We start from the raw sequence: 26,994 nt of genomic DNA on the forward strand, positions 1-26,994 counted from the left end.
CGCACGGCCGCGCCGACGGGCGTGGCGGGACGGAAGAACGCCCCGGTGCCCGACGCGCCCGTCGCCGCCCCCGGCACCCGCCGGGGCAGCGTGCCGCCGGCCGGGCCGGGTGCCGGGTACGCGGACGGGCGGGACGGGGCCGGGCGGTCGTCGTCGAGCCCGATGGGGCCGTCGCTGATCCGGCCCGTGTCGGTGTCGTCGGCGGGGGAGCCGACGTCGCGCCGGTCGCGGGCGGGACGCCACGGTGTGCGGCGGTGCCGTCCCTCGGGCGGCGGCAGCGACGGGTCGCCCGGCACCGGCCGGGCCACCCCGGCCCCGCTGAAGGCGCGCACCGAGATCCGCGCGAACGCGGCCGCGTCGGGCCGCTCGCCGCCGAGCTTCGAGCCGAGCCAGCCCAGCAGGAACCCCGCAGGCACCGACACCAGGCCCGGGTTGGTCAGCGGGAAGACGGCGATGTCGATCCCGGGCAGCATCGACTCCGGGGTGCCGGACACCGCGGGGGACACGGTGATGAGCCCGACGGTGACGGCCAGGCCGCCGTACATGCTCCACAGCGCCCCGGTGGAGGTGAACCCGCGCCAGAACAGCGAGTACAGCAGCGTCGGCAGGTTCGCCGAGGCCGCCGCGGTGAACGTCAGCGACACCAGGAAGGCGATGTTCTGGCCGTTCGCCAGCACCCCGCCCGCGGTGCCGAGGACGCCGATCACCAGGGTGGCGCGGCGCGCCACCCGGATCTCCTCCGCCGCGGTCGCCCGCCCGCGCCGGATCAGGTTCGCGTAGACGTCGTGGGCGAACGCGGCCGCCGCGGTGATCGTCAGCCCGGCGACGACGGCCAGGATCGTCGCGAACGCGATCGCCGACACCAGCGCCAGGCCGACCTCGCCGCCGATCTCCAGCGCCAGCAGCGGCGCCGCGGAGTTCACCCCGCCCGGCGCGGCCAGGATCCGCTCCGGCCCGACCAGGGCCGCCGCGCCGTAGCCGAGGACCAGGGTGAGCAGGAAGAAGCCGCCGATCAGCCAGATCGCCCAGGTCACCGAGGACCGGGCCTGCCGCGCGGTGGGGACGGTGTAGAAGCGCATCAGGATGTGCGGCAGCCCGGCGACGCCGAGCACCCCGCCGATCGCCAGCGAGAGCAGGTCGGCCTGGGCGAGCAGGCCGCCGCCGTAGAGCAGCCCCGGGCGCAGGACGGCGTCGCCGGCGGGGTGGCGCGCCGCGGCGGCGTCGAGCAGCCGGGTGAGGCTCAGCCCGTGCGTCCCCAGCACGTAGGCGGTCATCACCGCGCCCGTCGCGAGCAGCAGCGTGGCCTTCGCGATCTGCAGCCAGGTCGTGCCGGTCATGCCGCCGATCAGCACGTACACGATCATCAGGCCGCCGACGCAGGCGATCACCACGGCCTGCCCGGCCGGGTCGGTCACGTCGAGCAGCAGCGCGACGAGCCCGCCCGCGCCGGCCAGCTGCGCGAGCAGGTACATGATCGAGATGACGACGGTCGAGGTCGCCGCGGCGGCCCGCACCGGGCGCTCGCGCAGCCGTACGGTCAGCACGTCGGCCAGGGTGTAGCGGCCGGTGTTGCGGATCAGCTCGGCGACGAAGAACAGCGCGAGCAGCCAGGCGACGAACGCCGCGACCGCGTAGCCGAAGCCGTCCGGGCCGGACACCGCGACGGCGCCGACGATGCCCAGGAAGGTGGCCGCGGACAGGAAGTCCCCGGACAGCGCGAGCCCGTTCTCCGGCCCGGTGAACCCGTGCCCGCCCGCGTAGTACGACGAGCGGGTCGCCCCGGACCGCGACACCCGCAGCACCACGACCAGCACGACCAGCAGGAAGACGGCGAACACCGCGACGTTGAGCACCGGGTCGCCCACCGCGGGCGGCAGCACCGGCGTCACGGGGCACGCTCCTCGAGCCGGTCCCGGACGACGGCCGCCAGCGGGTCGAGGCGACGCGTGGCGTAGCGGTTGTAGGCGGCGGTCAGCGCGAACGTCGAGGCGAACTGGCCGAGGGCCAGCAGCAGCACCACCGGGAGCCCGCCGACCCGCACGGACAGGACGTCCTTGGTCCAGGCGTTGAGACCGAGGTAGAGGCAGAACCACAGCAGGAACAGCACCGTGGCGGGGACGACGAACCGCAGGAGCCGGCGGCGCAACGCCACGAACTCGGGCGTCGCGGCGGCCTCGCACCAGACGTCGCCCCGGGGCCGGCGGACCGGCGCCGTGACCCGGTCAGGTGGATACGTCGTCGGAGAACCCCCACGTCCCGTCACGTGTTGTCCAACGCAATGGGGCAGGGCGGGTGACCGGGCATCACCTGATCGAGTGATGCCTACGACTCAGTGTGACGTGGCGTGACGCGGGGTGGAGCGGTGGGACTCACGCAGCATGGGCGGGTGCAGGGCGGTCGCCCCGCCGCGCCGGAACAGCCGCGGCGGCCGCCCGCGCCCGCCGGTGACCAGCGTCGTGGTCGGGACGAGGAACCCCTCGGTGGAGGTCACCTTGCGCTGGAAGTTCCGCGGGTCCAGGGAGGTCTCCCAGACGGCCTCGTAGACCCGGCGCAGGTCGGTCACGGTGAACTCGTCGGGGCAGAACGACGCGGCCAGCGTCGTGTACTCGAGCTTGGACTTCGCCCGCTCCACGCCCTCGGCGAGGATCCGGTCGTGGTCGAACGCGAGGGGCGGCACGTCGTCGACCGCCCACCAGGCCGACGCGGCGGCGCCACCGCCCGGCGTCGGCTCCGGCATGTCGGGCACGAACGCGAGGTAGCCGACCGAGAGCACGCGCCCGCGCGGGTCGCGGTCCGGCGCGGCGTAGCTCGCGAGCTGCTCCAGGTGCCCGCAGACCGCGCTGCCGGTGTCGGCGCCCGTCTCCTCGCCCAGCCGGCGGCTGGCCGTGTGCACCAGGTCCTCCTCGGGGCGCACGAAGCCGCCGGGCAGGGCCCAGTGGCCGAGGAAGGGGGGCTCGCCGCGCTCGATGAGCAGGACGTGCAGACGGTCGGACCGGACCGTCAGGACGACGAGGTTGACGGCGACCGCGAAGAGGTTGCCGCGCATCTGATGAACACCTCGGACGGGTACGGAATCGGTGACCGGGCCTCCGGGGGGAGACCGGACATGATCTTGCCCTATCCGATCGGCCGGGGGAACCGTCCGGTGCGGACCGCAGGTCGTGCCTGCTCACGGGGCCCGGACGTACCGCGGCGCCCGGGCCGCCGGGTCGATCCGGGGGCCGGGCGCCGGGGTGGCCGTCAACGGCGAGGGTCGTCGTCCTCGTCGTTGTACTTGGCGGCGAGGTCGTCGTACTCGCCGTAGTCGTCCTCGCGGCTGTCGGTAGTCACCGCCGTCCCGCTACCGATCTCCCGCTGCAAGGCGTCGAGATCCATAGAAGGGGAGCTGTACTTGAGCTCTCGGGCCACCTTCGTCTGCTTGGCCTTGGCTCGTCCACGCCCCATGGCAGGTCCCCCTTACAACAGGGAAGGGGCGGCCGGTCATTGCGCACGACCCGGCGGCCCCTCTCGTCTCATCAATGTCGTGATGGCAACCGTACCCTGCTCACCCCGGAACATGCGACGCGGCACCGCCGTCGTCACAGGCGGACCCGGGCACGGACCGGGGCGGACGCCCCGGGTGTTCACCCGGTGGTCGCCCGCCCGTACGACGACCGGGTGCCTCAGCCCCGGCGGCCGGCACCGCCCGTGCGTTCGCGGGCCGCCCGGCCGGGCGGCGGGGTGTCCGGGTCCGGCTCGTAGGAGTCGGGGTCGACCGCGGCCGGGGACAGCCGGTCCTCGGCGCCCGCGGTCAGCTCGGCGTCGACCGGGACCGACCGCTTGAGCAGCGCCAGCGCCACCGGGCCCAGCTCGTGGTGCTGCACGACGGTCCCCACCCGGCCGACCGCGCGGCCGTCGCGCAGCACGGGGTCGCCGGTGCGGGGCAGCTCCTCGTCGCCCGCGTCGAGGTGCAGCAGCACCGTGCGCCGCGGCGGGCGCCCGAGGTTGGCGACCCGCGCCACGGTCTCCTGCCCGCGGTAGCAGCCCTTGGTGAGGTGCACGGCGGGCCCGATCCAGCCCACCTCGTGCGGGATCGTGCGGTCGTCGGTGTCCAGGTGCAGCCGCGGCGCGCGCGACTCCACCCGCAGCGCCTCGAACGCGATCGTCCCGGCCGCCCGGGCGCCGGCGGCGGTGAGCGCGGCCCACCGGTCGCCGCGCTCGCCGCGCGGCACGACGACGTCGGCCGCGTCCCGGCCCGGCCACGGGGTCCGGCGCACGAAGCCGCCGCCGTCCAGCGGCGCGACGCCGTGCGGGGCGTCGGGGACCGGCAGGCCCGCTGCGGCGAGCACCGCCGGGGTGTCGGGCCCGACCACGGACAGCACCGCCAGCTCGCCGGTGACGTCGCGCGGCTCCACCTTCGACCAGAACACCATCTTCGCGAGGTAGTCCAGCAGGGGGGCTCCCTCGCCGGGCTCGGTGTCGAGCCAGACCGTGCCGGCCGCCGCCGCGACGGCCATGTGGTGCAGCACCCGGCCCTGGGCGTCGAGCACCAGCGCCTCGGTGCCGGTGCTCTCGGGCAGCTCGCTGACGTGCTGGGTGAGCAGCAGGTGCAGCCAGGACAGCCGTTCCTCGCCGGTCACCGCGAGCACGTCGCGGTGGCCCCGGTCGACGACGGCCGCCGCGCGCGCCATCGCGCGCTGCTCGGCGGGCGGGTCGCCGTGGTGGGCCGCGACGGCCGCGTCCGGGTCGGGGGTGTGCTCGTCGGTCTGCTCGGATCCGGGGACGGTCACCGGTCTCCCTCCGCGCCCTCCCGGGGCGCCGTGTCGTTCTGGTCGTCCTGGTCGGTCGGGGGCTGCCCGGCGGCGTCCTCGTCGTGGGCGCAGTCCGCGCAGGTGCCGGACAGCGCCACGTGCGTGGCGTCGAGGTGGAAGCCCAGGTCGGCGAGCGTGCGACTCGCCACATCGGACAGCAGCTCGGTGGGCGCCTCGTCCACCCGCCCGCAGTGGTGGCACACGAGGTGCACGTGGCGGTGCTGGTGCTCGGAGTAGGTCGGCGCGCCGTGCCCCAGATGGGCGTGCCGGACGACGCCGAGCTCCTCGAGCAGGTCCAGCGTCCGGTAGACGGTCGTGATGTTCACCGCCGGCGCCGTGGCCTGCACACGGGTGCACACCTGCTCGGGCGTCGCGTGCCCGAGCTCCCGGATGGCGTCCAGCACGAGCTGGCGTTGGGGGGTCATCCGGAGGCCGCGCCGGTGCAGCGTCCCCTTCAGTGAGCTGTCCACGCCGCCGATGGTATTCGGTACGGCCCGGTAAGCTCGGGCCGCGAGGACGGTGACCGCACATCGTGTCACGGATCCGCCCGTCGCGGGGCCCGCCACGCCGACGGACGGCGCCTGCACGCTGCGTGGTTCGCCGCGACCGCGTCGGCGTGGCTACCCTGACCGGCGAGGTCGGGAACCGGACCATCCGGTGCACCGGCCTCGTCCGTGCCCGCCGGGCACACAGCTGGACGACCTGAGGAGAGGCGATGACGGCAGACGGGGCGGACCGCCCGGGCGGTTCCCCGCGGTTCGACGTCGTTCTCCGCGGCTACGACCGCAGGCAGGTGGACGAGCACATCGTCCAGATGCAGCGGGTGATGGGCCGGATGCGCGCGGACATCGACGCGCTGCGGAGCCGGCCGATGCCGCCGCCGATGCCCGTGCCGCCGCCCGGCGGTTTCGCTGGCCAGGCCGGTGCGCCGCCCGCCGCCCCGCCGCGGCCGGGGCCGCGTCCCGGCCCGCGTCCGGGTCCGCCGGACGCCGAGCGCCCGGGTGCCGTCGACAACTTCTCCGACCGCATGCAGGCCATCCTGCAAAAGGCGGAGGAGGAGGCCGAGGAGATCCGTTCCAAGGCCCGCGCCGACGCCGAGCGCGTCGTCACCGAGGCCCGCAAGCAGGTCGACCGGGCCCGTGCCGACGCCGACCGCGCCCGCGAGCAGGGCGACAAGCTCCGTGCCGAGGTGGGCGAGCTGACCCGCCGCCGCGACGAGCTGCGCGCCGAGACCGGCGCGGGTGCCGGCGGGCCGGAGAAGGGCCGCCACGAGGTCCGTCCCGCCGCCGGTGCGTCCGCCGGGCCGTCCGGCGCCGCCGCGACACCGTCCGCCGACCCGGCGAAGCCCGGCGCGGCGCCCGCGGGTGCCGGTCAGAAGCCCGCGCCGGCCGGTCCGGGGCAGAAGCCCGGCTCCGGCGCGGGGCACAAGCCCGCCGCCGCGTCCGGGCCGTCCGGCCAGAAGCCCGGTGCGGGGCAGCCGAAGCCGTCCGGTCCGGGTGCGCAGCCCGCGGCCGCCCAGAAGCCCGAGGGCCCCGGCGCGACGCCGGCAGGCCCGTCGGACCCGGGCCGCTCGGGGGACCGTCCCGCCGCCTCGCCCGCCGCGGCGTCGGCGGGTGCCGCCGCGTCGCGTCCGGGCCAGGGCGAGCGCCGTCCCGGTGGAGCCGAGGCGCAGCGCCCGGAGGCGCCCCGTCCCGACCGTGCGGGACAGGACCGCCCGGGCCAGAAGGACTCCGGCTCCGCCGCCCGCCCGCAGAACGCGCCCGGCGCACGTCCGCAGCCCGTGTCGGGTGGCAACGGTGCCGGTGTCAACGGTGCGCGCCCGGCCGGGTCGCCGCCCGCGGCGGCCTCCGGCGAGCCGTCGCCGTCGCCGCGACCCGGTCCCCGTCCGCAGCCGGGCCCCACGCCCGCCGCGGCGCGTCAGGACTCCGGGTCCGCACCGCGCCCCGGATCGCGACCGGCCGCCGAGCAGGCCCCCGCCGACGGCCGCACCGACCGTTCCCCGGGACCGCAGCCGGGCCGTCCGGGCCCGCGGCCCGCACCGGCCCCGCGCCCGTCGCCCGCCCCGGGCGGGCCGCAGGGCGGCGCCGAGCGGACGACCGCCGTCCGGCCGGGCGACGAGCCCGAGCCGGCCGAGCTGTTCCGCCCGGCGTCGGACTCGCGGCAGGCCGAGCCGGAGCCCGAGACGTCCGCCGTGCCCCGCCAGGACCCGCGTCCGGCCGCCGGTGGCGACACCGCGTCCGGGGCGGAGCGGACCGTCGCGGTCGGCGCCGTCCGCCGATCCGGTGACACCCCGAAGGATGGTTCGCAGAAGCCGTCCGACGGGGGCAAGGGCGCCACGTCCGGTGGGTCCGGCGCGGCTGCCGAGCCGCCGACGACCGCGAACCCGGCCACCGGCCGTCCGCCGGCCCGCAGCGGCCCGGACGGGACCCGCAACGGCTCCGGCCAGGCCGGGCACGGTCAGAACGGTCGCAACGGCGCGTCGGCGGGCCCGGAGCCCTCGCCGTCGGGCGGGGAGAAGACCAACGGCGGCGGTCGCAACGGCTCCGGCGCGCCCGCCGCGGACCAGGGCCGGACCGGCGCGGCACAGCCGTCGTCGGGGACGCGCAGCAGCTGAGGGTCCCCGCGCGCGGGGCGCGTCGGCAATAGGGTCCGGGCCCATGCAGCTCGGCTCGTTCACGCTCCCGCCCCTGCCCGCCGTGGCGGTGCTGGGTGCGGGCGTGCTCGTGGTCCTCGTGCTGTGGGGCGTGTGGCGCGTGCGCCGCACCCCGGCGCCCGCGCCGTTGCCGCTGGAGCCGCCGCGCTCCGTGGCCGACCCGCAGCCCTCCCACGCGGACTGGACCGGTGAGGCCGCGGGCGGACCCGCGGACCCGCCGCCGCCCGCACGGGCCCGGACGGTCGCCGACGCCGTCGCCGAGCGCGGCGCCGACACCGGACCGCTGCCCCGGGTGCCGGCCGTCGTCGGCGCGTCCGCCGCGTCCGCCGCGGGCCGGCACGCCGCGCCCGAGCCCGACGCACCGGAGCAGCCCGACGCCCTGTCCGCCCCCGCCGACGAGCGCCCCGACGCCGCGACGCTGGCCCGCGCCGCCGCCGCACCGCTCCCGGCCCCGCGCCCGACGCCGCGGCCGCGTCCCCGCGGTGCGGAGCGGCCCGACGCCGGCGCGGAGCGGTCCGCGGCCGACACGGACGACCGGGCACCCGCCGCGGCGGCGCCGTCCACCACCGGAGCGACGGCCACCACCGGGACCGCGGCGGACGCGACCGACACCGACGGGGACCGGCCGGAGCCGGCGTGGCCCCCCGCACCCCCGGCCGACACCCCCGACGCGACCGGCGACGCGACCGGCGACGCCGACCGGCCGTCGCCGGACCGGCCCGTGGCCCGGCTGCGGATCGTCGACGACCTCGCGGCCCCCGCGGATCCGTCCGCCCAGGCCCCGGCGGAGCCCGGCGACACGACGCAGGCCGAGCCGACGCCCGGCCCGCTCCCGCCGTGGTCCGCGGAGCGGGCCGAGCCCGCGGCGGAGGACCAGCCCGCGTCCGCCGGGACCGGCGCGGCCGACCCCGGGCCCGAGGCGCCGTCGCCCGAGCCGGCCACCCCGCCGTCGGGTTCGCCGCCCGCCCGGGTCACCCCCGAGCCCGTCTCCCGGGCCGTGCAGCAGGCCCTCGCCGCGCGTGCCGTGCAGCGGGCGCGGCTGCGCCAGACCGAGCCCGAGGTCGACCCGACCGGCGAGCAGCAGGAGCGGCCGCCGGCCGTCGTGCCGACCGCGGCCGCCCCGGTCACCGGCGGCGACGCGCGGGACCGGCTGCTCGGCGTGCTGCTCGCCGACCCGGCCCGGGCCGTCGACGCCACCGAGCGGCTCGACGACTCCCGCGACCGCATCGCCGAGCTCGGCGAGGTGCTGCGCCGCCGTCGCGACGACCTCGCCGGCGCGGTCCGGCACCTGCACGAGTGCGGGCTGGACCCGGGCCAGATCGGGCGCCTGTCGGGGATGGCGGCCGCCGACGTCCGCACGATCCTCGACGGCGAGGACGCCGGACGCTGACCCGCGCCCGGCGTCAGCGCAGGACGGTGATGCGCACGACCGTCCCCGGCGCCGCCTGCGCCAGCAGCGGCAGGTCCTCCGGCTCGACCACCGCGATCACCGGGTAGCCGCCGGTCGTCGGGTGGTCGGCCAGGAACACCACCGGCGGCCCGTCCGGCGGGGCCTGCACCGCGCCGGTCACCATGCCCTCGCTCGGCAGCTCGCGGCCGCGGTACTCCTCCCGCCGGCCCGGGGGCGGCCCGTCGAGACGCACCCCGATCCGGTTGCCGTCCGCGGACACCGTCCACCGCGGGCCGGTCAGCGCCGCGTGCGGGTCGCTGAACCAGTCGTCGCGCGGCCCGGGACGCACCCGCAGCACGACCTCGGTGCCGGGCACCGACACCGGGACCGGGCCGGACTCGGGCGCCGGGCCCGTCCAGGCCCCGACCGGGAGCTCGTCGCCGTCGGCGACCGGGGCCGGTCCGAGCCCGGACAGCAGGTCCGTGCTGCGGCTGCCCAGTGCGGGCGCGACGTCCAGCCCGCCCGCGACGGCGAGGTACACCCGCAGCCCGCCGACCGGTGTGCCGACCGACAGCTCGGCGCCGTCGGGCAGGTGCAGCGCCGCGTGCGACGCGACCGGCCGCCCGTCCACGTGCACCGGGGCGGGGGCGCCGGTGACCGCGACGACGCGGCCGCCGCGGGCGCGCACCCGCAGCCCGCCGCCGAGGACCTCGAGCCCGGCGGCGCCGTCGTCGTTGCCGACCAGGCGGTTGCCCAGCTCGTGGGCGGGCCCGTCCAGCGCACCGGACGGCGGCACCCCCAGGTGCGCGTGCCCGGGCCGCCCGCGGTCGGTGACCAGCGCCTGCGGGCCCGTCCGCACCACCACCAGCGCGCTCACCGGGGCTCGAACCGCACCCGGTCGCCCGGGGTGAACAGCGCCGGCCGCTCGGCCGACGGGTCGAACAGGACGGTGTCGGTGCGCCCGATCAGCCGCCAGCCGCCGGGGGAGCGGCGCGGGTAGACGCAGCTGTAGACGTCGGCGATGCCGACGGACCCGGCGGGCACCGCCGTGCGGGAGCTCTCCAGGCGCGGCTGGCGCAGCGGCTCCGGCAGCCCGGACAGGTAGCCGAAGCCCGGGGCGAACCCGCAGAAGTCGACGCGGTACTCCGCGCCGGAGTGCAGGGCCACCACCTCGTCGGTGCCGATCCCCGCGGTCTCGGCGACGAGCGCGAGGTCCGCGCCGTCGTAGACCACCGGGATGGTGTGGACGGTGCCGGTGCCCGCCTCGCCGGCGTCGGCGCCGGCGTCGCGGGCGACCTGCGTCGCGCGGTCCGGGGTGGCGCCCGGCGCGACCTCGACCAGCACGGTGCGGGCGGCGGGCACGAGCTCACGGACCTCGGGCAGCGCGGCCGCCCGCAGCGCGGCGACGACGGCGGCCACCGCGGCGGAGCCGTCGACCTCGAGCAGGACGGCGTGCCCGCCGCAGGGACGGGCGTGCAGCGCGACCAACTAGCCGACCACCCGGTGCAGGACGGCCGAGATGTGCGGTTGCATCTCCTGGCCGACCATGGCGCGCTCGTCGACGTAGGCGAGGTCGCCCTGGTTCACCAGGCCGTAGAGCCGCTTGGCCGCGGTGACCTCCTTGGCCGACGGCGTCCGCGCGACGGCGTCGGTCTCGATCTGCCAGGACCGCATGTCGCCCTTCGGCCCGAAGTACAGCTCGACGACCCCGGTGTTGTGCGCGATCAGGACCTCGATCGACCCGTCCTGCTGCGGACGCCAGAACCCGGTCTCGCGGGCGGCCTGGCGGATGATCCCCCCGTCGGGGTCGAGCAGCCAGGAGCGCGCCTCGTAGGAGAGGAACGGGCGCCCGTCGTGGGCCCAGGTGATCTGCTGGCCGAAGTGGAACGGTCCGTCGATCGTCGGGTAGACGACCTCGCCGGTGCCGCGCCAGGTGCCGACCAGCGGCAGCAGCCCGAGGCACGCCTCGTGCAGGTCCGGGCCCTGGCGGAGGTTCGCGGTGTCGTCGTCGACGGGCAGGTCGGGCCACTGCGGCCGGTTGCGCTGCGGCGAGTCCGGCGCGGCGTTCTCCGGCCCGGTGATGGTGGTCTGCAGCTCCTCGCCGCCGGCGGCGGACTCGGGGTCGGTCACGGGGTGCGCTCCTCGGTGTGGTGGTCGTCGGGGTCCCGCTCGGGATCGGGGTCCGGCCCGGGCACGGCGGCGGGCTCGACGACGAACAGGCGACGGAGCAGCCACCCGGCCCAGGCGGCGGTTCCCGCGGACAGGGCGATCAGCAGCCCGGTGGAGAACCAGTGCACGGCGCGCGAGCTTACCCGCCGCGGCACGGCCGGTCGGGGCGTGGGTTCACGGTGCCCGTCCGGCGCCCGGTGCAGCATGCAGGATGCATTCATCACCCGTTCGGGTGTGACACGCATCGCGTCCGGCTTCGTACCGTCGGCCCGGGACGGTCCGACACGCGAGCTCACGACGAGGTGGACGATGGCGCTGGACGACGCGACGACGCAGTTCCTGACGGCGATGGCCGAGGCGGGCGGCACACCCCTCCACGAGATGACGCCGGGCGAGGCCCGCGAGCTCGGGGCGGCGCTGCGCGAGATGTACGGCCCCGGTCCGGAGGTCGCCCACCGCAGCGACGCGACGGTCCCCGTGGCCGACGGCACGATCGGGGTCCGGATCCTCGCCCCCGAGAACCCCCGCAGCGTGATCGTCTACTACCACGGCGGCGGCTGGGTCATCGGCACGATCGACGAGTTCGAGACCCTCGCCCGCCACCTCGTCGCCCGCACCGGCGCGACGGTCGTGCTGGTCGACTACCGGCTCGCCCCCGAGCACCGGTACCCGGTCGCGGTCGAGGACTCCTGGGCCGCGCTCCGCTGGACCGTCGCGCACCTCGCCGGGGCGGGACCGGACCTGCCGCTGGTCGTCGCCGGTGACAGCGCCGGCGGCAACATCGCCGCGATCATGGCGCAGCGGGCGAAGGCGGAGGGCGGCCCGCGGATCGACCTGCAGGTGCTCGTCTACCCGGTGACCGACGCCGACCTCGACAACGCCAGCTACACCGACCCGGCGAACCAGCTCATGCTCAGCCGTGACTCGATGGTCTGGTTCTGGGACCACTACGCACCCGACGTGGCGTCGCGCGCCCGCCCGGACGCCTCGCCGCTGCGCGCCGGGGACCTGTCCGGGCTGCCGCCCGCGGTCGTGCTGACCGCCGAGCACGACGTCCTGCGCGACGAGGGCGAGGCCTACGCCGAGAAGCTGCGGGCCGCCGGGGTGCCGGTGCGGAGCCGCCGCTTCGCCGGCCAGATGCACGGGTTCTTCACCTTCGTCGGTGTCCTGCCCGGCGCCGCCGAGGGACTCGGCTACGTGGCCGACGAGCTCGACCGCCACCTCGCCGACCACACCCAGCCGGCCTGAGGGAGGAGCCGCCATGACCGCCACCGACCACGCGAGCAGCGTCGACGCCGTGATCGTCGGCGCCGGCATCGCCGGCCTCTACCAGCTGCACCGCCTGCGCGGGCTGGGCATGAGCACCCGGGTGTTCGAGACCGGCGACGACGTCGGCGGCACCTGGTACTGGAACCGCTACCCCGGCGCCCGCTGCGACGTCGAGAGCATGTCCTACTCCTACTCGTTCTCCCCGGAGCTCGAGCAGGAGTGGGAGTGGACCGAGCGCTACCCGGCCCAGCCGGAGATCCTGCGCTACGTCTCGCACGTCGCCGACCGGTTCGACCTGCGCCGGGACGTCACCTTCCGGACGCGCGTCGTCTCGGCCGCCTTCGACGAGCCGGCCGGGCGGTGGCGCGTCGTCACCGACACCGGCGAGACGGTCGACGCCCGGTTCCTGATCATGGCCACCGGCTGCCTGTCCCGCGCCAAGGACATCGACATCGACGGCATCGCGACCTTCGGCGGGACCACCCTGCACACCTCGCGCTGGCCGCACGACGGCGTCGACCTCACCGGACAGCGCGTCGCGGTCATCGGGACGGGCTCCTCGGCGGTGCAGTCGATCCCGATCATCGCGGAGCAGGCGGCCGAGCTGACGGTCTTCCAGCGGACGCCGGCGTACTCGCTCGCGGCCCGCAACCGCCCCCTGGAGCCGGACGAGGTCGCCGACATGAAGGCCGGCTACCGCGCCTGGCGGGAGGCCCAGCGGACCTCGGGATTCGGCGTGCCCGTCGAACCGGCGACGCAGTCGGCCCTGGAGGTCGGCGCGGAGGAGCGGACCGCGAGGTACGAGGCGGGCTGGCGCCGCGGCACGCTGGTGTCCATCCTCGGCGGCTACACCGACACCCTCACCGACGCCGCCGCCAACGAGACGGCCGCGGAGTTCGTCCGGCAGAAGATCCGGGACCGGGTGGACGACCCCGGCACCGCCGAACTGCTGTGTCCGCGCAGCTACCCGTTCGGCACCAAGCGGCCGTGCCTGGACACCGGCTACTACGAGACGTTCAACCTGCCGCACGTCTCGCTGGTGGACCTGCGCCGCACACCGCTCGTCGAGCTCACCGCGACCGGCGTCCGCACCTCCGAGCGCACCCACGACGTCGACGTCGTCGTGTTCGCCACCGGCTTCGACGCGATGACCGGGGCGCTCGAGGCCGTCGACATCCGCGGCCGCGACGGGGTGCTGCTGCGCGAGAAGTGGGCGGAGGGGCCGCGGTCCTACCTCGGCCTGGCCGTCGCCGGGTTCCCGAACCTGTTCACCGTCACCGGGCCCTCCAGCCCGTCGGTGCTGTCGAACATGATCGTGTCCATCGAGCAGCACGTCGACTGGATCACCGACTGCCTGGCCTCGCTGCGCGACCGGGGCGTGGGCACCATCGAGGCCTCCACCGCGGCCGAGGACGAGTGGGTCGCGCACGTGGCCGAGGTCGGCGGCGCGACCCTCTACCCGACCGCGGACTCCTGGTACATGGGGTCGAACGTGCCGGGCAAGCCGCGGGTGTTCATGGCCTACATCGGCGGCGTCGGCGCCTACCGCGAGCTCTGCGACGCGGTCGCCGCCGACGGGTACCGCGGCTTCCGGCTGGACGAGGTCCCGGGGTGACCCGTGCGCCCGTGCGGAGGATGATCGGCCGGTGTCGTTCGCCGTCCCGCCCACCCGCCGTGAGGCGATCACCCGCCGGCTGCGGGAGGAGATCGTCTCCGGGGCGCTGGCCCCGGGCACGGTCGTCAAGGACGCCGAGCTCGCCGGACGCCTGGGCGTCAGCATCACGCCGGTCCGCGAGGCGATCGCCCAGCTCGTCGCCGAGGGCCTGGTGGACGTCGCGCCGAACCGCACGCGCCGGGTCGCCGACCTGGACGTGCAGGGCACCGTCGACCTGTTCGACGTGATGGGGCTGCTCGCCTGCGCCGGGGTCGAGTGGGGCATCGACAACGTCACCGACGAGCACCTGTCCCGGCTGCGCACCCGGCTCGCGGAGTTCGAGGACGCGCTCGCCCGCCACGACGTCACCGTCGCCAACGCCGCCGGCGCCGACTTCAGCACGATCCTGGTCCTGGCCAGCGGCAACCGGGAGCTGCAGACCCACGTCGACCAGGTCGTCACCCGGGCCCAGCGCATGATGGCGCTGACCTGGGACAGCGCGATGTGGACGCCGTGGACCGAGGGGTACCGCGCCGTGCTGGAGCTGCTGGAACGGGGCGAGCGGGCCGCGGCCGTCGAGCGCTACCGCGAGATCTTCCGGCAGTGCCGGGCGATGCTCGGCGCCGCGGAGGACGGGGGCTGAGACGACGGCGATCTCCGCCCGGTGCAGCCCCGGCCCGTCGGCGACGAGCTCGGACTGCCCGTTGCCCGAGCGCGACAGCGCCCGGACGGTCCAGGTGCCCGGCGCGGCGAAGAACCGGAAGTCGCCCGAGGCCGAGGACACGACCTCCGCGGTGAACTCCCCGGTCCCGTCGAGCAGGCGGACGAAGGCCCCGGCGACGGGGTCGCCGCCGGCCACGACGCGGCCGGTCAGCACGGTCTCCCTGGAGAGGTCCGTGTTCGGCGGCAGGGTCAGGTTCTGGTCAGGTGCGGCACACATGTCACTTCGCTCCCAGCTCGATCGGCACGCCGATCAGCGAGCCGTACTCGGTCCAGCTGCCGTCGTAGTTCTTCACGTCGGAGTGGCCCAGCAGCTCGTGCAGCACCACCCAGGTGTGGCTCGAGCGCTCGCCGATGCGGCAGTACGCGATGGTGGCGCGGCCCTCGTCGTAGCCGGCCTCCTTGTAGAGGGCGGCCAGCTCGTCGTTCGACTTGAACGTGCCGTCCTCGTTGGCCGCCTTCGACCACGGGATGTTGATCGCGCTCGGCACGTGGCCCGGGCGCTGGCTCTGCTCCTGCGGGAGGTGCGCCGGAGCGAGGATCTTGCCCGAGAACTCGTCGGGCGACCGGACGTCGACCAGGTTCTTGGTGTTGATCGCGTCGACGACCTCGTCGCGGAAGGCGCGGATCGAGGTGTCGGCGTCCTTCGCGGTGTAGGTGGTCGCGGGGCGGTCCTTGACCTCGGTGGTCAGGGTCCGGCCGTCGAGCTCCCACTTCTTGCGGCCGCCGTCGAGCAGCACGACCTTGTCGTGGCCGTAGAGCTTGAACTCCCAGTAGGCGTAGGCGGCGAACCAGTTGTTGTTGCCGCCGTAGAGCACGACCGTGTCGTCGTCGCCGACGCCCTTGCTCGACAGCAGCTGCTCGAACTGCTCCTTGGTGACGACGTCGCGCCGGACCGGGTCCTGCAGCTCGTCGGTCCAGTTGACGCGGACCGCGCCGGGGAGGTGGCCCCCGTCGTAGGCGGTGGTGTCCTCGTCGACCTCGAGGAACACCACCCCGTCGGTCTCCAGGTTCTCTTCCGCCCAGTCGGCGGTGACGAGGACGTCCTCGCGGCTCATGTCGATCTCTCCCGAATCGTGGTGTCGTGGGACGGTCAGGACTGCGCGGCCGGGCCGCGCAGGCGGGCGAGGAGCCCGTACATCTCGCAGCCCAGGCAGAAGCCGAAGGCCGCGTTGAGGAAGGCCGCCGCGAGCGCCGCCGCGGTGGCGACGACGCCGAGCACCGGCAGCCCGGCCAGGTAGCCGGCCGCGGCGACGGCGGTGAACACCAGCCCGACGGTCTGCGAGAAGCGGACCGGGGTGGCGTCCTCCCGCTCGGCGGGTGGCCCGAGCCGCAGCGCGACGAGGTGCCGGAACACCACGCCGTAGGGGGCGAAGCGCATCCCGGCGACGGCGCCGACGGCGAAGACCACGGCCTGCGCGAGCACGAGCAGGCCGCTGCCGGACAGCAGCACCAGCGCCAGCACGACGGTGGTGAGTGCGGCGGAGAAGCGGACCCCGCGCGGGTCGAGCCGGGGCTCGGCGCGCACGGGTCCGCGGTCCGTGACGGACATGGGACTCCAGGGACCGGGGTGGACCGCGCCGTCGGACGACGCGCGGTTCAGAGCACGCGGGTCAGGAGTCCAGACACAGGCAGCCGGCGAGACGGCACAGATCCACCGTGCGACGTCGGGTCAGCGGCCAGTTCACGGAACCGAGCCTAGCCGACGATCGGCGCCGCGCCCAGCCGTCGCGGCGGCCGGTCGGCTCACACGCCGGGCAGGGCGGCCGTCAGCTCCGCGACCCGCGGGACGCCGGACACCCGCAGCACCTCCGCGCCCGCGGCGTCGAAGACGACCGTGGTCGGGGTCCGCAGCACCCCCAGGGCCCGCGCGACGTCGACCCGCTCGGACACGTCGATCTCCACGTGCGCGAGCCCCGGGTCGGCCGCGGTCAGCCCGCCCAGCACCCGTGCGGTCTGCCGGCAGGGCGCGCAGACCGGGGAGGAGAGCTGCAGCAGCAGCGCGCGCCGGCCGTCCGGGGCCACCCCGGCCAGCTCCCAGCCGGGGCCGGCCGGCGCCGGGCCGGTGGCGGCGCGCACGCGTCCGGAGCGGGCGCGCAGGAGCAGGCCCGCCGCCGTCGCCCCGAGCAGGACGACGACCAGGACGACCGCACCGGTGACGCTCACGGGCACCCCTCTCAGCCGGCGGAGCGGGAGCTGCTCGGCCCCTCGCCGACGCTGAGGTCGCGCATCGCCCCGGAGATCTCCAGGACGTTGAACTCCGGGACCGACGCCGTCGTCGCCGTGACGCCGAGCGGCAGCCGGCCGGGGTCCAGCTCGACGGCCAGCGCCCGCAGCAGCGAGGTGCGCACCGCGTCCGGCACCGGCTCCTGGGTGTCGGCGACGCGGACGTCGAGCGGGACGACCCGCAGCTTCCCGCCGGTCACCACCAGCGAGGTGAGCACCCCGACCCGGGCGGGGGCGCCGTCGACCGGCATCTCGGCGACGAAGCGGGCGGCGGTGCGCGGGTCCAGCCCGCGCAGGGTGGGGTCGGCCCCGGCCAGGACGTCGGTGTCGATCGCGTTCGCGTCGACGCTCTCGACGGTCAGCCGGGTCACCCCGGCGGCGGGGCCGCCGTGCTCGACGACCATCCGGCGCACGTCGTTCGGACCGATCCGCACGACGCCCTCGGCGGCCGCCGCCCGGAAGCGGGCCGGGCCCGCCCCGGCGAGGTCGGTGAGGTCGGCGCGCACGCCGTACATCTGCACCCGCAGCTCGGGGGTGCGCAGCGGGCCGATCGGGACGCGCTGCAGGGTCATCTCGACGTGGTCGTAGCGGCCGGTCGCGGCCTGGGCGAGCACCGAGAAGCCGTGGACCCGCACCCGCGGGTCCTCCGGCAGGTCCAGCCGGTCGCGCAGCTGCCGGGAGACGCCCGACTCCACGGCCGCGCCGGTGGCGAGGTCGGCCACGACGAGCACGGCGGCCACGGCCAGTACGACGGCGAGCACACGGCGGACGGGGCCTCTCACGACCGGGCCTCCTCCGGATCGGAACACGTCGGTGACCACGGTAGAGAGGCCCGGGGACGGCCCGGTCGGCGGCCCCGGAGCGCCCCCACGCGACCGAATCGGTCCAGAAGTCCGCGTGAGACCCGTCGCTCTCCGGCTGACCAGCGGATGACGCCCCGGTATCGTCCGCGTATCGCGAGAAGGGGGAGTCCGTGGAACTGCTCCTGCTGACCACCGCTCCGGACGCGTCCGCCGTGCTGCCCGCCCTGTCGCTGCTGCCGCACAACGTGCGGACCGCGGCGCCGGAGGTGGCGGCGCTGCTCGACGCGGGCCCGCACGACGCCGTCCTGGTGGACGCCCGGTCGGACCTGGTCGCCGCCCGCAGCCTGTGCCGGCTGCTCGGCAGCACCGGGACCGACGCGCCGGTGATCGCCGTGCTGAACGAGGGCGGCCTGGTCGCCGTGTCCGGCGAGTGGGTGGTCGACGAGATCCTGCTCCCCGACACCGGCCCGGCCGAGGTCGACGCCCGGCTGCGGCTGCTGCGCTCGCGTCCCGGCGGCGAGGCGGCCGCCGGCGGCGGCGCGCTCGTCCTGGGCGAGCTGGTGATCGACGAGGCCACCTACTCGGCCCGGCTCAAGGGCCGCCTGCTCGAGCTCACCTACAAGGAGTTCGAGCTGCTCAAGTACCTCGCGCAGCACGCAGGCCGGGTGTTCACCCGGGCCCAGCTGCTGCAGGAGGTCTGGGGCTACGACTTCTTCGGCGGCACCCGCACCGTGGACGTCCACGTGCGGCGGCTGCGCGCCAAGCTCGGCGGCGAGCACGAGCAGATGATCGGCACCGTGCGCAACGTCGGCTACAAGTTCGTCCGGCCCTCGCGCGGGGGCATCTCGGCCCCGCCGGACCCGGACGACGGGGATCCCGAACCGGTCCCGGAGCGCCGCCTGCCCGGCGCGCGGCCCGCCACCGGTCCGGGGCGCGGGGCCTGGTCCGCCCGGTGACCTAGGGTCGGCGTCCGTGGACCCGCAGCAGCACGACCGTCTCGACGCCGCCACCGTCTCCGCGGTGCAGGACCTGCTCGCGGCGGCGACCGCCGCGGACGGGACCGCACCGCTGTCCGAGCAGTTCCTGCTGCACCTGCGCCCGGACGCGCCCGCCGAGGGCGTGACCCACGTCGTCGTCCCCGGCCGGGACGGCGGTGTCGCCGGGTACGCCCAGGTCGACGGGGAGTACGCCGAGCTCGTCGTGCACCCGGACGGGCGCCGCCGCGGGGCCGGCACCGCGCTCGTCGCCGCGGTGGAGGGGGCCACCGGCGACCCGCACGTCTGGGCGCACGGCGACCTGCCCGCCGCCCGCGCCCTCGCCGAGCGCCGCGGCTACCGCCGCGACCGCGAGCTGTGGCAGATGCGCCGCACCCCCGCCGCCGGCCCGCTGCCCGCGACGGCCGTGCCCGACGGCGTCACGGTCCGCGCCTTCGAGCCCGGCCGCGACGACGCCGAGTTCCTCCGCGTCAACAACGCCGCCTTCGACTGGCACCCCGAGCAGGGCGGCTGGACGGGCGCCGAGCTCGCCGCCCGCGAGGCCGAGGACTGGTTCGACCCGGCCGGTTTCCTGCTCGCCGTCCGCACCGGCGACGAGGGCACCGTGCTCGGCTACCACTGGACCAAGGTCCACCCGGCCGCCGACGAGTCCGCGATGGGCGAGGTCTACGTCCTCGGCGTCGACCCGGCCGCGCACGGCGGGGGGCTCGGACGGGCGCTGACCCTCGCCGGGCTGCACCACCTGCACGGTCGCGGGCTCGACACCGTGCTGCTCTACGTCGAGGCGGACAACGCCCCGGCGGTGCGGGTCTACGAGCGCCTCGGGTTCACCGTCCACGCCGCGGACGTCAACTACGCGCGGTGAGACCCCGTCGCGCACCGCTCTCCTCCCGGCGGCACCCAACGATCGTGTGACGCAGGTCCACCCGTACGGCGTCCCTGTTCATCCCACGTTCATCTTCCGTGGGGGTGGCGTCCAAGCGCGGCTCCTAGCGTCTGCGGCCGGGTGGTCACCCTGACCGCCGTCCCGCACACCGGCTCCCGCCGACACGGAGGAAACTGCAGTGAAGACCAAGCGGCGCGCGCCCCGGGCGCGCCTGGCTGCCGTCGGTATCGCCACCACCTGCGCGTTGTTCGTCGCCGGTTGCGGTGCCGCGAACGAGGGTGGCGGCGGTGCCGCCCAGGGCTCCGGCGTCACGGGGTCGATCAGCGGTGCGGGCGCGAGCTCGCAGCAGGCGGCCATGCAGGCGTGGAACGCCGGGTTCGTCGAGGCCAACCCGGGTGCCACCGTCAACTACCAGCCGGTCGGTTCCGGCGGCGGCCGTACGCAGTTCGTCCAGGGTGCCGTCCAGTTCGCCGGCTCGGACGCCTACCTCAAGGACGACCAGCTGGACCAGGCGCGCCAGCGCTGCGGCGGCTCGGTCGTCGAGGTCCCGGCCTACGTCTCGCCGATCGCGATCGTGTACAAGCTCGACGGCGTCGCGGACCTGACCCTGTCCCCGGCCACGGTCGCGGGCATCTTCAAGGGCGAGATCACGACCTGGAACGACCCGAAGATCGCCGCCGACAACCCGGGCGCGCAGCTGCCGGCCACCGCGATCACCGCGGTGCACCGTTCCGACGAGTCGGGTACCACCGAGAACTTCACCGACTTCCTCAACAAGGCCGCGCCGCAGGTGTGGACCGAGAAGGCCGACGGCGAGTGGCCGATCCAGGGCGGCGAGGCCGCCCAGGGCACCTCGGGTGTGGTCGGGGCGGTCGGGGCCGGCAACGGCACCATCGGCTACGCCGACGCCTCGCAGGCCGGTGAGCTGGGCAAGGCCAAGCTGAAGCTGGGCGACCAGGCCGTCGAGCCGACCGCCGACGCCGCGGCGAAGATCCTCGAGGAGTCGAAGCGCGTCGAGGGCCAGGGCGACACCTCGTTCGCCTACGAGCTCAACCGGACCGCCACCGGCGGCGCCTACCCGGTCGTGCTGGTGTCCTACCTGATCGCCTGCCCGCAGTACCCGGACGCCGCCCAGGCCGACACGGTCAAGGCGTTCCTGAACTACGTGGTCAGCGAGCAGGGGCAGCAGACCGCCGCGCAGAACGCCGGCTCCGCGCCGCTGTCGGCGACCCTGCGCGACCAGATCACCCCGGTCATCGACCAGATCAAGGCCGCGGGCTGATCCTGAGTCGGATGTCATCTAGCCAGGGGTCCCGGTCGGTGTTCATCATGGAGCCCGACCGGGACTCCCGGCGTCCTCCCCTGCCCAGCGCCCGTCCGCACCCTCAGGGATCACTGTGACCACCACGGAACCGAAGCCCGGGACCCGGGCGCCCAGACCCGTCAGCCAGCTCGGCGACCGCCTGTTCGCGGGTTCGGCGAAGGGGGCCGGGATCCTGATCCTGGTCATCCTCGCCGGTGTCGCCGCCTTCCTGCTCATCGAGGCGTTCCCCGCGTTGACGGCGTCGGAGGAGGAGCTGCCGAACGGGCTGCTCGCCTACGTCGCCCCGCTGGCCTTCGGCACGTTCCTCGGCGCGGTCATCGCGCTGGTCGTGGCGACCCCGCTGGCCGTCGCGGTGGCCCTGTTCATCAGCCACTACGCGCCGCGCCGGCTCGCCCAGGGCCTCAGCTACGTCGTCGACCTGCTCGCCGCCGTGCCCTCGATCGTCTTCGGTCTCTGGGGCTTCTACACCCTGGCCCCGCTGTCGGTGGGTCTGTCGACCTGGCTCAACACCTACCTGGGCTGGATCCCGCTGTTCGCCGGGCCGCCGTCGACGACCGGCCGGACGATGCTGGTGGTCGGCCTGGTGCTCGCGGTGATGATCCTCCCGATCATCACCGCGGTGTCCCGCGAGGTGTTCCTGCAGGCGCCGAAGCTGCACGAGGAGGCCGCCCTCGCCCTCGGCGCGACCCGCTGGGAGATGATCCGGCTCGCGGTGCTGCCCTTCGGCCGCTCGGGCGTCATCTCCGGCGCGATGCTGGGCCTGGGCCGCGCGCTCGGCGAGACGATGGCCGTCGCCATCATCCTGTCGGCGAGCGGCGCGGTCACGTTCAACCTGATCAGCAACGAGAACCCGTCGACGATCGCGGCCAACATCGCGCTGCAGTTCCCCGAGGCCACCGGCATCGGCGTCAGCGTCCTCATCGCGTCGGGCCTCGTGCTGTTCGTCATGACCCTGCTGGTCAACATGCTCGCCCGCTACATCGTCGAGCGCCGCCGCGACTTCTCCGGAGCGAACTGAGATGTCCACCGGAACCGAACGCAACCGAACGGACACCGAGGCCCCCGTGACCGGAACCGGACTCGAGGTCCCCGCCGTTACGCCGACCGTGCTGCACCGGCAGGCGTCGCTGCCGTCCTGGGCGCCGTGGGGCGTCCTCGTCGCCGCCGTCGCGGTGGGCGCCGGGCTCACGGCGCTGGCCGGCGGGTTCAGCGTGGGGCTCTGGGTGTTCCTCTCGGTCGTGCTGTACGCGGTCGTCACCTACGCCGCGTCCCGCGTCGTCGAGGGCCGCCGCCGCGCCACCGACCGGCTGGTCACGGTGCTGGTCACCAGCGCCTTCCTGGTCGCGATGCTGCCCCTGCTCTCGGTGCTCTACACCGTGGTCTCGCAGGGCTGGGCCCGCCTGGACGCGACGTTCTTCACGAACTCGATGCGCGGTGTCGTCGGGGTCGGGGGCGGCGCGCTGCACGCCATCCAGGGCACCCTGGTCATCACGGCGCTGGCCGCGGTCATGTCGATCCCGATCGGTCTGCTCACCGCCATCTACCTGGTGGAGTACGCCAACAACTCGCGGCTGGCCCGCGCGATCACCTTCTTCGTCGACGTCATGACAGGCATCCCGTCGATCGTCGCCGGTCTGTTCGCCTACGCGCTGTTCGCTCTGCTGCTCGGTCCGGGCGTCCGGTTCGGGTTCGTCGGTGCCGTCGCGCTGATGGTGCTGATGGTGCCGATCGTGGTGCGGTCCACCGAGGAGATGCTCAAGATCGTCCCGAATGAGCTCCGGGAGGCCTCCTACGCGCTGGGCGTCCCGAAGTGGCGGACGATCCTGAAGATCGTGATCCCGACGACGGCCGGCGGCATCGCGACCGGTATCACCCTCGCGATCGCCCGCGTCATCGGCGAGACGGCGCCGCTGCTCATCACCACGGGGTACGCCCTGGGCGTCAACCTCAACCCGTTCTCCGGGCCGATGACGACGCTTCCGGTGTTCTCGTACTACTCGTACGCGGTGCCGGGCATCCCGCGCGAGGCGTTCATCGACCGCGCCTGGACCGCCGCGCTCATGCTCATGGTGATCGTCATGGTGCTGAACGTCGTCGCCCGCCTCATCTCCCGCATTTTCGCCCCGAAGACCCGATAAGGAATCCGCGACATGGGCAAGAGTGTCGAAGCCAAGGACCTGAACATCTACTACGGGTCGTTCCTCGCCGTCGAGGGCGTCAACATGAGCATCAAGCCGAAGACGGTCACCGCGCTGATCGGGCCGTCGGGCTGCGGCAAGTCGACCTTCCTGCGGTCGATCAACCGGATGCACGAGAACATCCCCGGCGCCCGCGTCGAGGGGAAGCTCGAGCTCGACGGCCAGGACCTCTACGGGGCGAACGTCGACCCGGTCGGTGTCCGCCGGCAGATCGGCATGGTCTTCCAGCGCCCGAACCCGTTCCCGACGATGTCGATCTACGACAACGTCATCGCGGGGATGAAGCTCAACAACAAGAAGGCCTCGAAGGCGGAGTTCGACGACACCGTCGAGCGCTCCCTGCGGGGCGCGAACCTCTGGAACGAGGTCAAGGACCGGCTCGACAAGCCGGGCTCGGGCCTGTCCGGTGGCCAGCAGCAGCGCCTGTGCATCGCCCGCGCGATCGCGGTGCGCCCGGACGTGCTGCTCATGGACGAGCCCTGCTCGGCGCTGGACCCGATCTCCACCCTGGCGATCGAGGACCTGATCAACGAGCTGAAGAACGACTACACGATCGTCATCGTGACCCACAACATGCAGCAGGCCGCGCGGGTCAGCGACTTCACCGGCTTCTTCAACATCGAGGGCACCGGCAAGCCCGGCAAGCTGGTCGAGATCGACGAGACCAAGACGATCTTCTCCCAGCCGAAGCAGAAGGCGACCGAGGACTACGTCTCCGGCCGGTTCGGCTGAGCCGTCCGCACGCACGCCACGGCCCCGGTACCCGCGCGGTACCGGGGCCGTGGTGCGTCCTAGAGGGCGACCTGGTCGGGGGTGCCGCCGGTGACCGCGTAGACGACGTGGTCGGCCAGGTGCACGCAGTGGTCGGCGTAGCGCTCGTGGAAACGGGCCAGCAGCGCGACGTCCACCGCCGCCGGCACCCCGGCCGTCCAGGACGCGCCGAACATCAGCTCGAAGACCTCGCGGTGCAGGGCGTCGACCGCGTCGTCGTCGGCCCGCAGCTCGCAGGCCAGTACGACGTTGCGGGTGCGCAGCACCTCGACCGCCTTGTCGCCCATGGCCGCGACCCGGGCGCCGTACTCGGTGAACAGGGGGCGGGCCTGCTCCGCGAGCCCGCGGCGCTCGTCGCGGGCGACGGTCTCGGCGACGTGGCGGGCCAGGTCACCCATGCGCTCCAGCTGCTGGGCGCAGCGCAGCGCGGTGACGACCGAGCGCAGCGGCGACACCATCGGCTGGTGGATGTTCATGGTCTCGACGGCGAGCAGCTCGACCGCGGCGCGGTGGCCGTCGATGATCGGGTCGCGCGCGACGACCTGCTCGGCGAGCCGCCTGCGGTCGTGCAGCAGGGCCTGTGAGGCGTCGTGGAAGGCGCCGGAGACCAGCGGGCCCATCTCGTCGAGCATGGCCTGGAGCTGCGTCAGGTTGTCGTCGAGCGTCTCCCTGCGCATGTGACGACCTTAGTTCGGCGGGCGTGGACGTCTCGGCCCGGGACCGGTGAACGGTCGGTGAACGCGCGGTCAGGCGGCGCGGGCGCGGACGCCCAGGCGCAGGCCGACCTGGAAGCGTTCGGTGGAGCCGAGCACGGTCGACCGGACGCCGGTGACCTCGAACCACTCGAGAGCCTGTCCGGCGCGGCCCATGCCGTCCCGGATGGCCGCCTCGACGCTCTCGTCGGAGGTCCCGACGACCTCGGTGACGACGCAGTCCGCGTGTTCCATGACGCAGAGGTGCCCCCGCCGTCCGATCGCCAAACTCGAACGGCCGACCGTTCGCCGAGCGGGGGATCCCGACCGGCCCGGACGGAGCAGCCGCGGTCTCAGACGGCGAGCGGTCCGGGCATCTGTCCGGTGACGACGTACACGATCCGGCGAGCGACGGCGACGGCGTGGTCGGCGTAGCGCTCGTAGAACCGGGCGAGCAGCGCGGCGTCCACCGCCGCGGAGACGCCGTGGTGCCAGTTACGGTCCATGAGCACGGTGAACATGTGCTGGTGGATGTCGTCGACGGCGTCGTCGTCGGCCTCGAGCTCACCGGCGGCCTGCAGGTCGCGCGTGCGGATGACCCGGCCGGCCTTCTCCGCCAGCTGCACGCCGACCCGGCCCATCTCGGCGAAGTAGGACTTCACCTCGTCCGGCAGCACCGACTGGGGGTGCCGGCGGCGCGCGGCCTGCGCCACGTGCAGCGCGAGGTCGCCCATGCGCTCGATGTCGCCCGCACCGTGGATGGCGGCGACGACGACCCGCAGGTCGGTCGCGACCGGTGCCTGCAGGGCGAGCAGCCCGAACGCGCGGTGCTCGGCGGCGGCGCGGACGTCGTCGATCTTGATGTCCTCGGAGATGACCTGCTCGGCGAGCTGCAGGTCGGCCTCGAGCAGGGCCCGCGTCGCGCGCTCCATGGCGCGCGCGACGTCGTCGCACATGTCCGCCAGGCCGGAGGCCAGCTCGTCCAGCTGCTCCTGATAGGTGTCGCGCATGGTCCCGAGCCTAGGCCCCCGGCGACGGTCGTTGCGCCGAAGCGGGTGAACCCGGCGTGAACGGTGGGCGACATGGCCCGTTCGGGGGTACCGGCGACCGGCCGCGTGGCTCAGGAACAGTCGGTGCCGTCGGTCGCCACGGCCTGGACGGGCCCGGCGTCCCCGGCCCCGACGACGAGCGCCAGCGTGCCCGTCCCGGTGGGGTCCGGGGCGGGCCGGACACCGGGCAGGGCGTCGACGAGCGTGCCCGCGGCGTCCGTGCGGTCGGGGGAGTAGCGGACCTGGGCGCCGGTGGCGACCGGGCCGGGCGTGACCGTGCCGATCTCGTAGCCGCGTTCGCGCAGGTCCGCGGCGAAGCGGTCCACCGCGCCGGGCCGTCCGGTCGCGTCGACGAGGTCGACGACCGTCCCCGGCGCGGGCGTCGCGGCCGAGCGGGCGGCCGGCGCGGTCGCCGACGCCGGGAGCGGCTCGTGCTCGCGCAGGGCGCCGAACAGCTCGCGGGCCTCGGAGCGCCGCAGCTCCAGGTGCCCACGGGTGTTCGGCGCGTCCGCGACGGGCACCGGCAGGAACACCGGGGTGCTGCCGTCGCCCGCGGTGCCGGCGCGGCCGAGCCCGCGGGCCAGGGTGAGGATCTCGCCGGCGTCGACGCCGTCCGCGGCCAGTGCCGCGGACACGCCGTCGGCGGCGCGTCCGGGGGCGCCCGGGGTCAGCAGGCCGCCGGTCGACAGGGCGTCGCCGAGCGCGGCGGCGAGCACGCGCTGCTGGCGCTGGATGCGGTTCGCGGGGGAGCTGTCCGCGGTGCCGGACGCGGAGGCGAACCGGACGGCGGTCGGCCCGTCGAGCGCGACCGCCCCGGCGCCCTCGACGACCGGGCCGAGCACCGGGTCGACGACCGGGCGCTCCGTGCACACCTCGATCCCGCCGACCGCGCCGACCAGCTCGGGGGCGCGGGCCAGGTCGAGCGCGACGAACCCGGTCACCGGGATGCCGGTCAGCTGCTGGGCGACGCCGACGCTGCAGGCGGGCCCGCCGACGTCGTAGGCGGTCGCGAAGGCGATGCGGGACTCGGCCGGGACGGTCGGGCCATACCCGCCGGTGGCCGCGTCCCAGCTGCGGCACGGCGGGCGGGAGACCTCGAGGGTCGCCGGGATCGACAGGGTCACCGCCGGTCCGCCGCCCGCCGGCTGGTGCACGAGGACGGCGGTGTCGGTGCGCGCCGACTCCGCCGCGCCGGTGCGGTCGGCCTGCAGTCCCAGGACCAGCACGTTGCGGTCGCCGGCCTGGGAGTCGGCGTCGAGGATCGCGTCCGCGTCGGGGGACAGGGCGGCCACGTCGCGGACGCCGTCGTAGACCTGGCTGCGCCCGGCGAACCCGAACGCGCTGGTGAGCAGGACGAGCACGGCCGCCGCGGCGGCTCCGAGGCGCAGCGCGCGCCGCCGACGCC

General features: G+C 75.3%; 29 protein-coding genes and 2 pseudogenes. 11 read left to right on the plus strand and 20 right to left on the minus strand.

The genetic code is table 11. The annotated features are described in order from the left end of the window. Positions 1 to 293: 293 nt before the first annotated feature. From WJX68_RS23905 to WJX68_RS23930, 6 genes and pseudogenes are all read right to left on the minus strand, one after another. Positions 294 to 1,889: pseudogene (locus WJX68_RS23905) on the minus strand (solute symporter family protein); the annotation flags it as partial. Beyond that, complete coding sequence (locus WJX68_RS23910; RefSeq protein WP_340294981.1) at positions 1,886 to 2,263, minus strand: DUF485 domain-containing protein; 378 nt, start codon at positions 2,261 to 2,263, stop codon at positions 1,886 to 1,888. The gene WJX68_RS23910 and the pseudogene WJX68_RS23905, both read right to left, overlap by 4 nt. 66 nt (positions 2,264 to 2,329) lie before the next feature. Then, positions 2,330 to 3,046 (minus strand): NUDIX hydrolase, encoded by a 717-nt coding sequence (locus WJX68_RS23915; protein ID WP_340294983.1) that lies wholly within the window; start codon positions 3,044 to 3,046, stop codon positions 2,330 to 2,332. Positions 3,047 to 3,240: 194 nt separating this feature from the next. After that, positions 3,241 to 3,444: a DUF3073 domain-containing protein gene (locus tag WJX68_RS23920; protein WP_224388670.1), complete on the minus strand. Its 204-nt coding sequence runs from the start codon at positions 3,442 to 3,444 to the stop codon at positions 3,241 to 3,243. 218 nt (positions 3,445 to 3,662) lie between these two features. Further along, positions 3,663 to 4,769 (minus strand): CAF17-like 4Fe-4S cluster assembly/insertion protein YgfZ, encoded by a 1,107-nt coding sequence (gene ygfZ / locus WJX68_RS23925; protein WP_340294986.1) that lies wholly within the window; start codon positions 4,767 to 4,769, stop codon positions 3,663 to 3,665. Further along, a complete protein-coding gene (locus WJX68_RS23930) occupies positions 4,766 to 5,260 on the minus strand; it encodes a Fur family transcriptional regulator (RefSeq protein WP_479692291.1) in 495 nt (164 codons plus the stop codon). The genes ygfZ and WJX68_RS23930 overlap by 4 nt, the downstream gene beginning before the upstream one ends. A gap of 245 nt (positions 5,261 to 5,505) precedes the next feature. Between WJX68_RS23930 and WJX68_RS23935 the strand changes: the two genes are divergently transcribed. After that, positions 5,506 to 7,404, plus strand: coding sequence for a hypothetical protein (locus tag WJX68_RS23935; protein ID WP_340294988.1), 1,899 nt, complete (start codon positions 5,506 to 5,508; stop codon positions 7,402 to 7,404). A 43-nt stretch (positions 7,405 to 7,447) separates the two neighbouring features. Further along, complete coding sequence (locus WJX68_RS23940; protein ID WP_340294989.1) at positions 7,448 to 8,833, plus strand: hypothetical protein; 1,386 nt, start codon at positions 7,448 to 7,450, stop codon at positions 8,831 to 8,833. Positions 8,834 to 8,846: 13 nt separating this feature from the next. On the opposite strand, the gene WJX68_RS23945 is transcribed toward WJX68_RS23940, so the two are convergent. The 4 genes from WJX68_RS23945 to WJX68_RS23960 are packed head-to-tail and all read right to left on the minus strand — an operon-like array spanning position 8,847 to position 11,130. Then, the gene (locus tag WJX68_RS23945; protein WP_340294991.1) at positions 8,847 to 9,710 is read right to left on the minus strand and encodes a 5-oxoprolinase subunit C family protein; all 864 of its coding nucleotides are present in this window, start codon (positions 9,708 to 9,710) and stop codon (positions 8,847 to 8,849) included. Further along, positions 9,707 to 10,312 (minus strand): 5-oxoprolinase subunit B family protein, encoded by a 606-nt coding sequence (locus tag WJX68_RS23950; protein ID WP_340295035.1) that lies wholly within the window; start codon positions 10,310 to 10,312, stop codon positions 9,707 to 9,709. Before WJX68_RS23950 ends, WJX68_RS23945 begins: the two co-directional genes overlap by 4 nt. 9 nt (positions 10,313 to 10,321) lie before the next feature. After that, positions 10,322 to 10,963 carry a heme-binding beta-barrel domain-containing protein gene (locus WJX68_RS23955; protein ID WP_422785766.1) on the minus strand — a complete coding sequence of 214 codons (642 nt, stop codon included), beginning with the start codon at positions 10,961 to 10,963 and terminating at the stop codon, positions 10,322 to 10,324. Beyond that, positions 10,960 to 11,130, minus strand: a complete 171-nt coding sequence (locus tag WJX68_RS23960) for a hypothetical protein (protein WP_340294993.1) — start codon at positions 11,128 to 11,130, stop codon at positions 10,960 to 10,962. The genes WJX68_RS23955 and WJX68_RS23960 overlap by 4 nt, the downstream gene beginning before the upstream one ends. Before the next feature lie 181 nt (positions 11,131 to 11,311). On the opposite strand from WJX68_RS23960, the gene WJX68_RS23965 reads away from it, so the two are divergent. From WJX68_RS23965 to WJX68_RS23975, 3 genes are read left to right on the plus strand one after another with little or no spacing between them, the layout of a single operon-like run. Further along, positions 11,312 to 12,250, plus strand: a complete 939-nt coding sequence (locus WJX68_RS23965; protein WP_340294995.1) for an alpha/beta hydrolase — start codon at positions 11,312 to 11,314, stop codon at positions 12,248 to 12,250. Positions 12,251 to 12,263: 13 nt separating this feature from the next. After that, entirely contained in the window at positions 12,264 to 13,886 is a 1,623-nt protein-coding gene (locus tag WJX68_RS23970; RefSeq protein WP_340294997.1) for a flavin-containing monooxygenase, read from the plus strand. Positions 13,887 to 13,917: 31 nt separating this feature from the next. Next, on the plus strand, positions 13,918 to 14,568 hold the full coding sequence (locus WJX68_RS23975) for a GntR family transcriptional regulator (protein ID WP_340294999.1): 651 nt from the start codon (positions 13,918 to 13,920) through the stop codon (positions 14,566 to 14,568). 3 nt (positions 14,569 to 14,571) lie between these two features. Here WJX68_RS23975 and WJX68_RS23980 read toward each other — a convergent pair. The 6 genes and pseudogenes from WJX68_RS23980 to WJX68_RS24000 all read right to left on the minus strand — a co-directional run. After that, a pseudogene (locus tag WJX68_RS23980) lies at positions 14,572 to 14,865 on the minus strand (DUF1416 domain-containing protein); the annotation flags it as partial. 1 nt (position 14,866) lies between these two features. Next, the gene (locus WJX68_RS23985) at positions 14,867 to 15,703 is read right to left on the minus strand and encodes a sulfurtransferase (protein WP_340295001.1); all 837 of its coding nucleotides are present in this window, start codon (positions 15,701 to 15,703) and stop codon (positions 14,867 to 14,869) included. 35 nt (positions 15,704 to 15,738) lie between these two features. Beyond that, entirely contained in the window at positions 15,739 to 16,197 is a 459-nt protein-coding gene (locus WJX68_RS23990; RefSeq protein WP_340295003.1) for a DUF4395 domain-containing protein, read from the minus strand. A 61-nt stretch (positions 16,198 to 16,258) separates the two neighbouring features. Further along, entirely contained in the window at positions 16,259 to 16,333 is a 75-nt protein-coding gene (locus WJX68_RS25275) for a putative leader peptide (protein ID WP_350662235.1), read from the minus strand. A 58-nt stretch (positions 16,334 to 16,391) separates the two neighbouring features. Further along, a complete protein-coding gene (locus WJX68_RS23995) occupies positions 16,392 to 16,811 on the minus strand; it encodes a thioredoxin family protein (protein ID WP_340295005.1) in 420 nt (139 codons plus the stop codon). 11 nt (positions 16,812 to 16,822) lie between these two features. After that, positions 16,823 to 17,653: an LmeA family phospholipid-binding protein gene (locus WJX68_RS24000; RefSeq protein ID WP_340295007.1), complete on the minus strand. Its 831-nt coding sequence runs from the start codon at positions 17,651 to 17,653 to the stop codon at positions 16,823 to 16,825. Between the two features lie 191 nt (positions 17,654 to 17,844). On the opposite strand from WJX68_RS24000, the gene WJX68_RS24005 reads away from it, so the two are divergent. The 6 genes from WJX68_RS24005 (at position 17,845) to pstB (ending at position 23,809) form a co-directional block, all read left to right on the plus strand. After that, on the plus strand, positions 17,845 to 18,630 hold the full coding sequence (locus WJX68_RS24005; protein WP_340295009.1) for a winged helix-turn-helix transcriptional regulator: 786 nt from the start codon (positions 17,845 to 17,847) through the stop codon (positions 18,628 to 18,630). 16 nt (positions 18,631 to 18,646) lie between these two features. Further along, positions 18,647 to 19,534 carry a mycothiol synthase gene (mshD, locus tag WJX68_RS24010; RefSeq protein ID WP_340295011.1) on the plus strand — a complete coding sequence of 296 codons (888 nt, stop codon included), beginning with the start codon at positions 18,647 to 18,649 and terminating at the stop codon, positions 19,532 to 19,534. 199 nt (positions 19,535 to 19,733) lie between these two features. Continuing rightward, positions 19,734 to 20,837, plus strand: coding sequence for a phosphate ABC transporter substrate-binding protein PstS (pstS, locus tag WJX68_RS24015; RefSeq protein ID WP_340295013.1), 1,104 nt, complete (start codon positions 19,734 to 19,736; stop codon positions 20,835 to 20,837). Positions 20,838 to 20,952: 115 nt separating this feature from the next. Next, entirely contained in the window at positions 20,953 to 21,897 is a 945-nt protein-coding gene (pstC, locus tag WJX68_RS24020; RefSeq protein ID WP_340295015.1) for a phosphate ABC transporter permease subunit PstC, read from the plus strand. Position 21,898: 1 nt separating this feature from the next. Then, positions 21,899 to 23,017: a phosphate ABC transporter permease PstA gene (pstA, locus tag WJX68_RS24025; RefSeq protein WP_340295017.1), complete on the plus strand. Its 1,119-nt coding sequence runs from the start codon at positions 21,899 to 21,901 to the stop codon at positions 23,015 to 23,017. Between the two features lie 12 nt (positions 23,018 to 23,029). Beyond that, positions 23,030 to 23,809, plus strand: a complete 780-nt coding sequence (gene pstB / locus WJX68_RS24030; protein WP_340295019.1) for a phosphate ABC transporter ATP-binding protein PstB — start codon at positions 23,030 to 23,032, stop codon at positions 23,807 to 23,809. A gap of 59 nt (positions 23,810 to 23,868) precedes the next feature. Here the strand turns inward: pstB and WJX68_RS24035 are convergent, their stop codons facing one another. From WJX68_RS24035 to WJX68_RS24050, 4 genes are all read right to left on the minus strand, one after another. Continuing rightward, a complete protein-coding gene (locus WJX68_RS24035) occupies positions 23,869 to 24,525 on the minus strand; it encodes a phosphate signaling complex PhoU family protein (protein WP_340295021.1) in 657 nt (218 codons plus the stop codon). Between the two features lie 69 nt (positions 24,526 to 24,594). Continuing rightward, on the minus strand, positions 24,595 to 24,795 hold the full coding sequence (locus WJX68_RS24040; RefSeq protein ID WP_340295023.1) for a dodecin domain-containing protein: 201 nt from the start codon (positions 24,793 to 24,795) through the stop codon (positions 24,595 to 24,597). A gap of 98 nt (positions 24,796 to 24,893) precedes the next feature. After that, positions 24,894 to 25,550: a phosphate signaling complex protein PhoU gene (phoU, locus tag WJX68_RS24045; protein ID WP_340295025.1), complete on the minus strand. Its 657-nt coding sequence runs from the start codon at positions 25,548 to 25,550 to the stop codon at positions 24,894 to 24,896. A gap of 110 nt (positions 25,551 to 25,660) precedes the next feature. Then, on the minus strand, positions 25,661 to 26,994 hold a 1,334-nt coding region (locus WJX68_RS24050), incomplete at its 5' end, for an LCP family protein (protein ID WP_340295027.1).

It is taken from the genome of Pseudonocardia spirodelae (assembly GCF_037727765.1).
Lineage (GTDB): Bacteria > Actinomycetota > Actinomycetes > Mycobacteriales > Pseudonocardiaceae > Pseudonocardia > Pseudonocardia spirodelae.

What these genes read in the sequence shown, in the direction of transcription:
- WJX68_RS23915 (WP_340294983.1), bottom strand. Translation starts at nt 3,046, where the DNA reads ATGCGCGGCAACCTCTTCGCGGTCGCCGTCAACCTCGTCGTCCTGACG.
- WJX68_RS23920 (WP_224388670.1), bottom strand. Translation starts at nt 3,444, where the DNA reads ATGGGGCGTGGACGAGCCAAGGCCAAGCAGACGAAGGTGGCCCGAGAG.
- WJX68_RS23935 (WP_340294988.1), top strand. Translation starts at nt 5,506, where the DNA reads ATGACGGCAGACGGGGCGGACCGCCCGGGCGGTTCCCCGCGGTTCGAC.
- WJX68_RS23940 (WP_340294989.1), top strand. Translation starts at nt 7,448, where the DNA reads ATGCAGCTCGGCTCGTTCACGCTCCCGCCCCTGCCCGCCGTGGCGGTG.
- WJX68_RS23965 (WP_340294995.1), top strand. Translation starts at nt 11,312, where the DNA reads ATGGCGCTGGACGACGCGACGACGCAGTTCCTGACGGCGATGGCCGAG.
- WJX68_RS23970 (WP_340294997.1), top strand. Translation starts at nt 12,264, where the DNA reads ATGACCGCCACCGACCACGCGAGCAGCGTCGACGCCGTGATCGTCGGC.
- WJX68_RS23985 (WP_340295001.1), bottom strand. Translation starts at nt 15,703, where the DNA reads ATGAGCCGCGAGGACGTCCTCGTCACCGCCGACTGGGCGGAAGAGAAC.
- WJX68_RS23990 (WP_340295003.1), bottom strand. Translation starts at nt 16,197, where the DNA reads ATGTCCGTCACGGACCGCGGACCCGTGCGCGCCGAGCCCCGGCTCGAC.
- pstA (WP_340295017.1), top strand. Translation starts at nt 21,899, where the DNA reads ATGTCCACCGGAACCGAACGCAACCGAACGGACACCGAGGCCCCCGTG.
- pstB (WP_340295019.1), top strand. Translation starts at nt 23,030, where the DNA reads ATGGGCAAGAGTGTCGAAGCCAAGGACCTGAACATCTACTACGGGTCG.
- WJX68_RS24035 (WP_340295021.1), bottom strand. Translation starts at nt 24,525, where the DNA reads ATGCGCAGGGAGACGCTCGACGACAACCTGACGCAGCTCCAGGCCATG.
- WJX68_RS24040 (WP_340295023.1), bottom strand. Translation starts at nt 24,795, where the DNA reads ATGGAACACGCGGACTGCGTCGTCACCGAGGTCGTCGGGACCTCCGAC.
- phoU (WP_340295025.1), bottom strand. Translation starts at nt 25,550, where the DNA reads ATGCGCGACACCTATCAGGAGCAGCTGGACGAGCTGGCCTCCGGCCTG.